Origin of the sequence: Bradyrhizobium sp. R2.2-H, assembly GCF_004346455.1 — a bacterium.
GTDB lineage: Bacteria > Pseudomonadota > Alphaproteobacteria > Rhizobiales > Xanthobacteraceae > Bradyrhizobium > Bradyrhizobium diversitatis.
The window spans coordinates 364,202-374,045 of sequence record NZ_SMBR01000008.1; the positions used below are offsets into that span (position 1 = coordinate 364,202).

The following is a 9,844-nucleotide window of genomic DNA, read 5'->3' on the forward strand; positions in this document are numbered from 1 at the left end:
CTCGATCCGGGCGCGGAGCGCATTGTTAGGCCAACCGAGGACCGGCGTGAAGGGCGCAGCGATGAGCCCGCGACCGCGTCCCGGCGGCGCTTTCGCCGGTCTCGTCAGCCAATCACCGAAGAGACGAGCAGGGCGAGGACGGCCAGCGCCATCAGCGCAGTGCCGAGCCAGCCCAGCGCGATCAGCCATGAGCGGGCCCTGAAGCGGCCCATGATCGCGCGGCTCGAGACGATCAGCATCATCATGGCCATGATGGGGACGGCGACGATGCCGTTGAGCACTGCGCTCCACACCAGCATGTGGATCGAGTCGATCCCGGTGAAGCCGAGGCCGAAGCCGATGAGGGTTGCCGCCGCGATGATGGTGTAGAAACCGACCGCTTGGTCGGGCTTGGCCTCCAGCGTGGCACGCCAGCCGAAGACCTCCGCAACGCCGTAGGCGGCCGAGCCCGCCAGCACCGGGATGGCGAGCAGGCCCGTGCCGATGATGCCGATCGCAAACAGGGCGAAGGTGAAATCCCCGGCGAGCGGCCGCAGCGCTTCGGCCGCCTGCGTCGCCGAATTGATGTTTGTGATGCCGTTGGCATGCAGGACCGAGGCCGTGGTGAGGATGATGAAGAAGGCGATGCCGTTGGACAGCAGCATGCCGGAGATGGTGTCGGCCCTGATGCGCGCAAGCTCCGGATTGCCGCCGCGCTTGAGCTCGCGAAGCGGCCTGTCGTGCTTGCCCTGGTTCATCTCCTCCACCTCCTGCGAGGCCTGCCAGAAGAACAGATAGGGGCTGATGGTGGTGCCGAGCACGGCGACCACCATCATGAAATAGTCGCCGCTGACATTCGCCTTCGGCCACACCGCGGCGAGCAGGGCCGTGCTCCACGGAATGTCGACGGTGAAGGCGGTTGCGACATAGGCGAACAGCGTCAGGGTGAGGAATTTCAGCACCGGCGAATAGCGGCGATAAGGCAGGAACACCTGGAGCAGGGTCGAGCCGGCCGCGAAGATCAGCGCGTGCTCGTGGTTGAGGCCGCCGATGACGAGCGAGAGCGCCTCGGCCATCGCGGCGATGTCGGCGGCGATGTTGAACGTGTTCGCGGCAACCAGCATGCCGACGAGGCCCAGCACCGCCCAGCGCGGCGCAATCTGCATGACGTTGGCAGCGAGCCCCTTGCCGGTGACGCGGCCGATCTGCGCGCTGACGAGCTGGATCGCGATCATGAACGGCGTGGTCAGGAACACGGTCCAGAGCAGACCGTAGCCGAATTGCGCGCCGGCCTGCGAATAGGTGGCGATGCCTGACGGGTCGTCGTCGGCAGCTCCGGTGACGAGGCCCGGCCCCAGTCTTTGCAGCAGCGTCGGCGCGGATTTCGTCGGGGGGAGGGCGCTGTCGCGCATCAACGGGGGACCTCGCGGGGGTGCTGGCGTGTTCCTAGCAAATGCGAAGGAGGGAACATAGGTTCCAGGCCGCGCCAGCGTCGGCATTTTCTGATAATGCTAAATCCGTTTGCTCCGTCGGGCAAAACAGGGGTAGATTATCAGCATCGCAAGACGTGTTGAGGCCTGCGGCGGTTCGCGGTCCGCGGCTCGCAACCGGCGGCGCAAGCTCAAGTCTGGGATGAAGCTGCCCGCTTCGTCCTACTTCACGCTGACGAACATGCCCCAGGCTGCGGCCAGCGCTGCGCCGGTGAAAAGGACCACCGGATTGTCGCAAAACGTGCCGCCATAGCTGCACACGTCCGCTCCGAATTGGCCGAGCTCATGACGGCTCGCGGAATAGAACAGTCCCGACAGCACCAGCAATGCAGCGGCGACGTAGTACATCGACGATCTCCCGGCTTGCCCCGTCCAGGCGACATGTCCCAGCATGACGCGAAGAGATTTCGTTTCGCCGAATCCGCTTTGCTGCATTTAAGATAAAGTTTGACGCGTCGGGCAAAACACTGGCAGGATGAGACCATGGGAGAGTGCCGGCGTCGCGATGATGACCGGGCGTTCGACATGACAAAGGCTCCGCATCGCGGGGCCTTTGTCATGTCGGAGACAAGCGCATGCAGGCGTGCGTCGCCGCCAGCGACGAAACACGCCTGAAACAGTGCTGAAACCCGATTGTCCTGAACTGCTCGGCTCCGGGCCTCGACCAACGAAGCGAACAGGAGAGAACAATCATGATCCAGATCGGTTCGAAGGAAGAAGTCGCGTTCTTGCTGGCGCTGTTCGGCACCCATACCCAGCCGGTCAAGCCGCCGAAGCCGAAATCGCAGCAAAGGTGAGAGAAGCCATGCCGGGCCTCGCCGAATGCCAGAGCCTGTTGCGGCTCCTGATCGCAAAGGGCGATCCCAAGGCCATTCCGCTCGCCAGGGGAGCCATCGATGAGTTCCTGAACACGGCGCCGGCGAGCGCCCGCGGGCGCGGCCTGCGCGTGCTCCAGCGCGACGCGCTCGACCAGCACGATGCCGCGGTCGGCGTGCAGCGCTCGTTCGCCGAGACCGTGGACGCCTATATCGAGCGCAAGCTTGCGGAAGAGTGAGAGGCGAGTGCGCGAGCTGGCGCACTCCGGTCCCGGCTGAGCCCGTGCGCTCCGTTCCCGAACCCCTTTGATCCCAAGCGAATATTTTCGTCCCGTTGGAAACCTTTGTCCGCCCCTCGGCCTATTACGGCGGAGGATGCAACAATGCCCCGATACTACTTCGACCTTCGCGACGACACGGGAATAGCGCTGGACGAGGAGGGGCTGGAATTGTCCGGCCCGCGCGCGGTCCAGGCCGAGGCCGCCAAGTCGGTTGCCGACATGGCGCGCGATGCGGTGCTCTCTGCGCCGCTCACCGGCGGCCGGCAAGAGATGGCGATCGACGTTCGCGACGCAGGCGGCCCCATCATGCAGGTGAAGTTCTGCTTCGAGATCGAAGATCTCACGTCGCGATCCCGGTCACGCGATCATTGACGCGTCAGCATGGGGAGGGATGGCTCGGGCAGCGGCGGCCGAGACTGCCCGGACTCCAGCACGGCGACCTTGCGGCCGAGCTGCCAGACTTCGACCTTGCCGAGCCGCGTGAACTGCTTCGCAACGGCCAGCGCGGAGGAATCGGACGGGGCTTCGAACGCTTCGGCGGAGCGGAAGACGCCGTCCTCGCCGACGAGATAAGCGCGATATTGCTGCATCATGTCGGCGCCCTCAGGCCGGGCGAGCGCAGCCACATCTCGATCTGCATCACGGTCTCGTCCTGCCGCGCCTGGCGCAGCAGCATCTCGCGGCGCCGCCCCGGCGCCAGCGCGCGCGCCTCCTCGCGACAGCGAGCGGCTTTGTCCGCGAGTCTTTCGTTCAGGGTTCTCGTCTGTTTGAACCGACGCCGTGTCAGCATGGCGCTGCTCCTCCTTGGAGGTCGGGCGGGAACGCATCTGGCGTTCTCAACACCGATCGATGCCTTGGGCCTTGCGGTGATGGACCAAGGTTACGCTTCCGGCGACGGCGAGTCACATCATATGATATGTCGCGCGGATTAAATTTCGGGTGCAAGTTCAGCCGTTTGAGCCACTTACTCATCTTGCTGCGTTGCGATTTCTGAGTTCACTTTTGAACAAAGGCGACGTTGCACGACATCGCCGGCCAGGGCTCTCGTCCGTGGACGCGGTGGTTGAGAGAGCAGGCGCGCTCCTGCCTGCAAGCGAAGCGAGCGCAGGTGTGCATCCATCGGCCGTTGCCTGCTGAGCACGAGCAGGCCGAATGCATGCGCCAGATCGTGCGCGAATGCCGCGAGCTGTTGAAGCAACCACCACCCGATACGTTTCTCGGACGCAGGACGATGGACGCGCCTGCGAAGGAAGAGGCGGATGGTGATGGACGTAGTGTAACGTCAGTGGGGCTGAACGTGCTTGGCGTGGTGACCTTTGCCGTCGGCCTGTGTTCTTCACTACGAACCTAAGTCGGTGACGTCGGGGCCTTTCGACCCAGCGATGACATGATTCCATCGCCGTGCTCCTGCTGGCCTCTCTCTCGCATCCAGCGGGCGAAATGGAGGACGGGGCGGCTCTACGCGTCCTTCCAGCAATGCAACTTCAGTCACTTCGACACGAATGCAACACGTAGTCATTGCGGGGGAAAACGTGTGTTCGAAAGGCCGCAACGCTCGTACCACCAACGCTCGTGGTGCTAGAGTGAGGAACTTATTCGATCAAGGCGAGCAGCGGCCTATGATAAGAATCTCATTGCCTTACGTCTTTAATCTATGTGCTCAGCTTGAGCAGATCCTATCTATAGCGCCGAAAGACAAGCGAGGCGACGTCGTTTTTCAGCTTTGGAGCACTCAGATTGCAGTAGAGTAGTTGATTTCTGGGAGCGTCTTTTCGGCGAACTTGCGAAGTTGTCGTCAACTGGCAGAGGGCTTAGCCAAATCACTCAGAGACGCGTCGGACACGAGCAAGGCTTGGGAGGAAGAGCTTGGGTACATTGTCCCGACAATCCATAACCAGTATCAGCAATTTAAGACCGCATTGACTGCGGAGATCGGAACTTTTCCAGCTTACTTCGTCAGTCAGAAAGGCAGTTTTGATACGCTCACTCTGTTGGACGAGCCGTGGAAGCTATTCCCTGCGGAGCTTTGGACGAAAGTGCCTGAGGCCAGGTTCGATGTGATCGAGGCTGGCAAGGCGCTTTGCTATGAGTTGTCAACAGCTTGTGGAATGCATGTGTTTCGGGCGGTCGAGACCGTGCTGCGGAGGTATTATACGGAGGCTACAGGAGGCAGAGCGCAGCCAAAAATCAGGAACATCGCAGTCTACATAACTTGGACAACATACACAGAAACTAGCGATGCAAAGGGCCGGGAAAGCTCTACTGAGGTATATGTGTCTGGCCAAATCGGCGCGAGCATTCCACTATCTAAGGTAATTTCGTTCGATGTTAACGCAGGAGTTAAGGTGGGTGAGAAGTGGTATAAAACACATGAGGAGAGAAAGGTCACGGACCAAGGAAAGCAGTTATCGAGAACTTTTGTTGTGACCAAGTTGGGCAGGAACTGTTTGTTGTACTCCCCTGGGATCGTGAACAAACCTGTTGTAAACCCTGTAGCTGTTCAGAATGGATATAACCTTGTGTTGAAGGATGCGGCAGCGCCCAAGCAGGGGCCATTCTGGAATGCGTACGACTTAACTGCCGCCCAGACTTATCTTGGCTACGCGCAAGCAACCGACGCCATGCAGGCTATGATAGATGACATCGGACTGGACCTGGCGAGGCGATCCCGGGGGGCGTACGCCGCCGGTCCGTGAATCTCGTGCCGCGCTCAATTTGCGGTGCCCTGTGCTCATTAATTTGGAGCGGAAGGTTTTCTCGTTTGCGGTGAAAAGAGTCAGCCGTCGATCATCGACGTGAGCGACTCGCATCTGATCGTAGCTGGAACGGCCCCAGACGGAGCGATTGTGCAGGGCTCTACCAACAGAAGCCCAACAAGCGTTTCGCACCACGGGCCACGACAGGGCCAGGAAACGGCATACCCCGCAGAGTATACACGCCGAACGTGTCACCCCAAATGGCGAGGTCTGACTAGGCTTTATCAAACGCGTCCCGATGTCGACTTTTGGCCCATCGGCGACCCCAACGATGCCCGCTATATGGGCTCCTGTTGCGGGAGAAGCGGACATCTGGAGCACCAAACCAAGGCGTCGTTCAAGAATACACGCTCTCCCCGCCACCCGGCCCGAACCACCTCGTCAACGCCTTCGCAAGTCCGCGCTGGCTCTCGTCTCCCACCCAGGCCACATGACCATCGGGCCGCACCAGCACCGCGCCGGGAGCGGCGACCTCTCCGATGGCCGGAAGCTGCCAGGGGCCGTCGCAAACGGCATCGACGATCTCGATGCGCTTCCCCCAGAACGTGATGTCGATGCTGCCGCGCTTGCCGAAGTTGAGCAGCACGCCGCGCGCGCCGTGCAGCAGCGTGAACAATCGCTGCGACCGGCCTTCGACCGTCAGATCGAGATCCGGCATGCGGCGCCCGAGCAGCGCGTGGCCTTCGCCGAGATCATAGCGGATGTCGAGCCCGCTCATCATCGCGCCGAAGCGTTGGCGCGGCGCCTCCATGGCGAGCAGCTCCGACACCACGTCGCGCGCGGCCTTGCGGCCCTCGTCGCCACGGCGGAGCAGGGCGATCTGCGCCATGGTGTTGCGCAGGACGCGCGCGGCGACGGGATGTCGCTCGGCGTGGTAGGTGTCGAGCAGGCTGTCGGGTGAAATGCCCTTGACGACCTGCGCCAGCTTCCAGCCGAGATTGACCGCGTCCTGCAGGCCGGTGTTGAGGCCCTGGCCGCCCACGGAGTGATGGATGTGCGCGGCATCGCCGGCGAGCAGCACACGTTCCCTGCGATAGGATGCAGCCTGCCGCGCCGCGTCGGTGAAGCGGGAGATCCAGCTGGGGCTGTGCAGAGCGAAGTCGGTGCCGTACACGGCGACGAGGGCCTCGCTGAGATCGCGCAAGGTGGGCTGGCCGCTCCGATCGAGCGTCGCCTCCGTCACGACGACAAGCACGCGCCCGCTCTCCGTCTTGCTGAGGCCATGAAAGCCCAGCGCGTCGTGACGCAGGCCCCATGCCGGCTCCTCGCGCATCTCGACTTCGGCCATGAGATTGCTGAGCGTCGGATCGAAACCGGCGAAATCGATGCCGGCGGTCTTGCGCACCACGCTGCGGCCGCCGTCGCAGCCGACGAGATAGTTGGCGCGCAACGTCTCGCCGCCGGAGAGCGTGACGTCGACGCCGGTCTCGTCCTGCGCGAAGCTCGTCACCTCGGCGTTGCGATAGACCGGGACCGCGAGCTCCGCGACCCAGTCGGCCAGGAGCCGCTCGATATGGTTCTGTCGCAGCGCAAGCCCGTAGGCGTGCCTTGTGGGGAGGTCGCTGATGTCGAGCCGCGTCCAGGCGAAGCCTGCAAGCTGGGTGATTTGTCCTTCGCCCAGGAAGCGCTCGGCGACGCCACGCTGATCGAGGATTTCGATGCTGCGTGCGTGCAGTCCGCCGGCGCGCGTCTCGACCAGCTCCTGATTGGTGCGCCGCTCGACCACGGCGACGTCGATATGTGCCAGCGCAAGCTCCGCGGCCAGCATCAGCCCGGTCGGGCCGCCGCCAGCGATGATGACCGCATGACCGGTGGCTGCCGCGCGTCTTGCGTGCGTTCGGCGGCGCGACCGGGATGTCGGAAGCGATACAGGCATGTCGTGATCCCTCGGCTCGTTGTTGGGTCGAGGCTTCTACGCGATCATCGGGGGCTTGAAGCAAGCCCCTTGCGAACCACATATTGAGCCGGGAGGAGGGGCTTCCGCTTCTGCACCCGCCGCGTTGACACGTCGGGCAAAACACTGGCAGAATGGCATCATCGAAACGAGTTTGGTTGGCCCGCGCGGAGCAATCTGCAGCGGGCTTTTTCATGACCGCTTCCTGCGACGGCAAGCGCGCACAACACAGGGTTTGACACGTCGGGCAAAACACCGGCAAAGTGACATCATCGAGACGAGTTTGGTTGACCCGCGCGGAACAATCCGCCGCGGGTTTTTTCGTTCTCGATTTCGCAATCGGACGGCGGCGGCGCATTGCGGCCACGCACTCGCTTGGATAACGCGTTTAGGGAGCGCCGATCGGCGCGCCGTCGTCCGAACCATTGCTGGCCGTGCACGCGCGAACGTGCCGGCCCGCGGCGCCGGGCCTGCTGCCCGCGCCGCTGCGGTCTCCGGGACCGGAGATAGGGTTCGCGCCCGAAACGATCGCGCTGCTCGCGCGATCTGCCGCGCATTTCTTTTATAGGGAGAGACGATGACCGCCTATCTGATATCGCTGGCCCTCGCGGGCCTCGTTGCCATCGTGCTGTGGGAGACGTTCTCGTGAGCGAGGACATCATCGAAGGTGAGCTTGAGCCTGCACCGCTCCGGTTGCCAGCGCGCGGGAAGACGCCGCGGGCGCGCAACCTGACCGAGATCCGCTCGCTTGCGCGCAGCCACACCAGGACGGCCATCCGGGTGCTCGTCGGCATCATGCGCAGCGAAGATGCGACGCCCGCGGCGCGCGTCTCGGCGGCCAACGCCATCCTCGATCGCGGCTGGGGCAAGGCCGCACAGCCCGTCGAGAACGGCCAGGACGGCGTGCTGGAATTGATTCACCGGATCGAGCGCATCATCGTGCATCCGGCGGGTTCGAACAGCGGTGACGCCGTCACGACGCTCGAGACCGCGGAGATACCGATCTGCAATCGCACCTCCATTTCCTGTTGACCCGTCGGGCAAGACACCGGCAGAATGGCATCATCGACAGAAGTTGGTGTTGCCCGCGCGCGGATGAAATCCGGCGCGGGTTTTTCGTTTGATGCCTTCGGCGGCCGAGTTCTTTGAGCCCTGCTGCCACCCGAGCGCTATTGGGCGCGGAACGCGGCACGGCGCGCATACTCGATCTACCGGGCATCTCGAATTCCACGCTCGGACCAGCCGCGCAGAAACAGTTCAGAGGGCTCTTCGGCCTTTGGACGCCATTCTCTGAAAATGGGGCCTTTCCTGACCTGAGCCAAACTCGGCAAGGACAGCCTGAAATTCCAGACAACGAAGACTGGTCCGCGATGTGGCGCAGGCGCACTGGCCTGCCCTAGGGCGAGCGAGCGCAGCCATTGTCCATCCTGAAAATTCCAACGGCGAAGATCTTCGAGCCGCTGCTGAAGCCTGCGCGCTACAAGGGCGTTTACGGGGGACGCGGCTCGGGCAAGCTCCTGGTCTGGGACAAGGTCCTCGGCTTGGGTTCGACGGACGCTCTGGCGGGGTTTGCGGCGATCACAGCCAATCTCGTGGTCTCATTCTATTTCGCCAAGCGCGGGTTCGAGAATGTTGCGAGGATCATCAAGCGATGAAGATGGCGGACGACGAGATCAAGGCCATTGTGGCCGAGACAATGGCCCAGCAGCACAGGCTCCAGCAGGAGGCCATCGATGCGATCGTACTGAAGGCGGTGGCGTCGGTGCTCGCCTCTTTGGGAATCGAAGATGACGATCGAAAGGAACTGCGCGCAGATTTTCAGCACTTGCGCAGGTGGCGAAAGAGCGTGGAGCAGGCGCAGAGCTACACTTTCAAGGCGGTGATCACGGTGCTTGCCACCGGTCTCATGGGAGCCGTCTGGCTCGGTGTCAAGGTTGTGCTGGGCAAGTGAGCTTCCGGCGGTGGTGACGTCACCGCGCACCCGATCTCGGTCTTTGCCGCAATGAGCCACGCCATGTACAGAATTCGCATCGTCGATCCGTCCGATGATGACGTTGCCGACACTTTATGCGATTTGCATCAACTCACGTTCTTTGATGCCGCAGCTATGCCCGAGTTCGATCTCGGTGCGTGGTGGCTGGCTTATCACGGTGATGAGGCGGTCGCCTTCGCTGGTGTCGTGCCGTCGACGCACGTTCGAAATGGCGGCTATTTCTCCAGGGTCGGGGTCTTGCAGCGGCATTGGGGGCGCGGCCTCCAGCGCAGGCTCATGCGCGTCGTCGAGGCGCGGGGACGGCGCGTGGGATGGGAGAGTATCGTTTCCGATACGACGAACAATCCGATCTCTGCCAATAATTTCATCCAGGCGGGCTATCGGCTCTATGAACCCGAATTGCCGTGGGCCTGGTCGCACACGCTTTACTGGCGAAAGTGGCTCCGCTGAGAGAATAGGGCGGGGTTTTCCCGTAATGCGGAACGTGGCAACGGTGAATAGCCGGTGCGAGACGTCACGCAACCTATGTGCCAGGAATATCGAAGGGCCCGGTAGCCTGGTGGCTGCCGGGCCCTTTTTGCGTATTTGGGTGATGCGGGCGAAGCACTTGCGAAGTCGACCATGCCGGGCTTTAAG

General features: G+C 62.6%; 13 protein-coding genes. 8 read left to right on the top strand and 5 right to left on the bottom strand.

What is annotated here, in order from left to right; genetic code table 11:
- Positions 1-104: 104 nt before the first annotated feature.
- Complete coding sequence (locus EDE08_RS22550) at positions 105-1,391, bottom strand: NRAMP family divalent metal transporter (protein ID WP_131870975.1); 1,287 nt, start codon at positions 1,389-1,391, stop codon at positions 105-107.
- A 240-nt stretch (positions 1,392-1,631) separates the two neighbouring features.
- A complete protein-coding gene (locus tag EDE08_RS22555; protein ID WP_035676373.1) occupies positions 1,632-1,817 on the bottom strand; it encodes a hypothetical protein in 186 nt (61 codons plus the stop codon).
- 457 nt (positions 1,818-2,274) lie between these two features.
- Between EDE08_RS22555 and EDE08_RS22560 the strand changes: the two genes are divergently transcribed.
- Complete coding sequence (locus tag EDE08_RS22560) at positions 2,275-2,523, top strand: hypothetical protein (RefSeq protein WP_061877902.1); 249 nt, start codon at positions 2,275-2,277, stop codon at positions 2,521-2,523.
- A gap of 144 nt (positions 2,524-2,667) precedes the next feature.
- Entirely contained in the window at positions 2,668-2,937 is a 270-nt protein-coding gene (locus EDE08_RS22565; RefSeq protein WP_131870976.1) for a DUF6894 family protein, read from the top strand.
- Here the strand turns inward: EDE08_RS22565 and EDE08_RS22570 are convergent.
- Both EDE08_RS22570 and EDE08_RS22575 read right to left on the bottom strand, forming a co-directional pair.
- Positions 2,931-3,191, bottom strand: a complete 261-nt coding sequence (locus EDE08_RS22570; RefSeq protein WP_245524855.1) for a hypothetical protein — start codon at positions 3,189-3,191, stop codon at positions 2,931-2,933. The two genes, EDE08_RS22565 and EDE08_RS22570, sit on opposite strands and share 7 nt — an antisense overlap.
- Positions 3,155-3,355, bottom strand: coding sequence for a hypothetical protein (locus tag EDE08_RS22575; protein WP_131870978.1), 201 nt, complete (start codon positions 3,353-3,355; stop codon positions 3,155-3,157). The genes EDE08_RS22570 and EDE08_RS22575 overlap by 37 nt, the downstream gene beginning before the upstream one ends.
- A gap of 228 nt (positions 3,356-3,583) precedes the next feature.
- On the opposite strand from EDE08_RS22575, the gene EDE08_RS22580 reads away from it, so the two are divergent.
- Both EDE08_RS22580 and EDE08_RS22585 read left to right on the top strand, forming a co-directional pair.
- A complete protein-coding gene (locus EDE08_RS22580) occupies positions 3,584-3,916 on the top strand; it encodes a hypothetical protein (RefSeq protein WP_131870979.1) in 333 nt (110 codons plus the stop codon).
- A 568-nt stretch (positions 3,917-4,484) separates the two neighbouring features.
- On the top strand, positions 4,485-5,261 hold the full coding sequence (locus EDE08_RS22585) for a hypothetical protein (protein WP_131870980.1): 777 nt from the start codon (positions 4,485-4,487) through the stop codon (positions 5,259-5,261).
- A gap of 397 nt (positions 5,262-5,658) precedes the next feature.
- Here the strand turns inward: EDE08_RS22585 and EDE08_RS22590 are convergent, their stop codons facing one another.
- Positions 5,659-7,197 (bottom strand): FAD-dependent monooxygenase, encoded by a 1,539-nt coding sequence (locus EDE08_RS22590; protein ID WP_131870981.1) that lies wholly within the window; start codon positions 7,195-7,197, stop codon positions 5,659-5,661.
- 663 nt (positions 7,198-7,860) lie between these two features.
- Here EDE08_RS22590 and EDE08_RS22595 point away from each other — a divergent pair.
- From EDE08_RS22595 to EDE08_RS22610, 4 genes are all read left to right on the top strand, one after another.
- Positions 7,861-8,247: a hypothetical protein gene (locus tag EDE08_RS22595; protein WP_502700629.1), complete on the top strand. Its 387-nt coding sequence runs from the start codon at positions 7,861-7,863 to the stop codon at positions 8,245-8,247.
- A 386-nt stretch (positions 8,248-8,633) separates the two neighbouring features.
- Entirely contained in the window at positions 8,634-8,870 is a 237-nt protein-coding gene (locus tag EDE08_RS22600; RefSeq protein WP_131870982.1) for a hypothetical protein, read from the top strand.
- Positions 8,867-9,166 (top strand): hypothetical protein, encoded by a 300-nt coding sequence (locus tag EDE08_RS22605; RefSeq protein WP_131870983.1) that lies wholly within the window; start codon positions 8,867-8,869, stop codon positions 9,164-9,166. Before EDE08_RS22600 ends, EDE08_RS22605 begins: the two co-directional genes overlap by 4 nt.
- A gap of 63 nt (positions 9,167-9,229) precedes the next feature.
- Positions 9,230-9,658: a GNAT family N-acetyltransferase gene (locus EDE08_RS22610; RefSeq protein WP_165936101.1), complete on the top strand. Its 429-nt coding sequence runs from the start codon at positions 9,230-9,232 to the stop codon at positions 9,656-9,658.
- Positions 9,659-9,844: the final 186 nt, after the last annotated feature.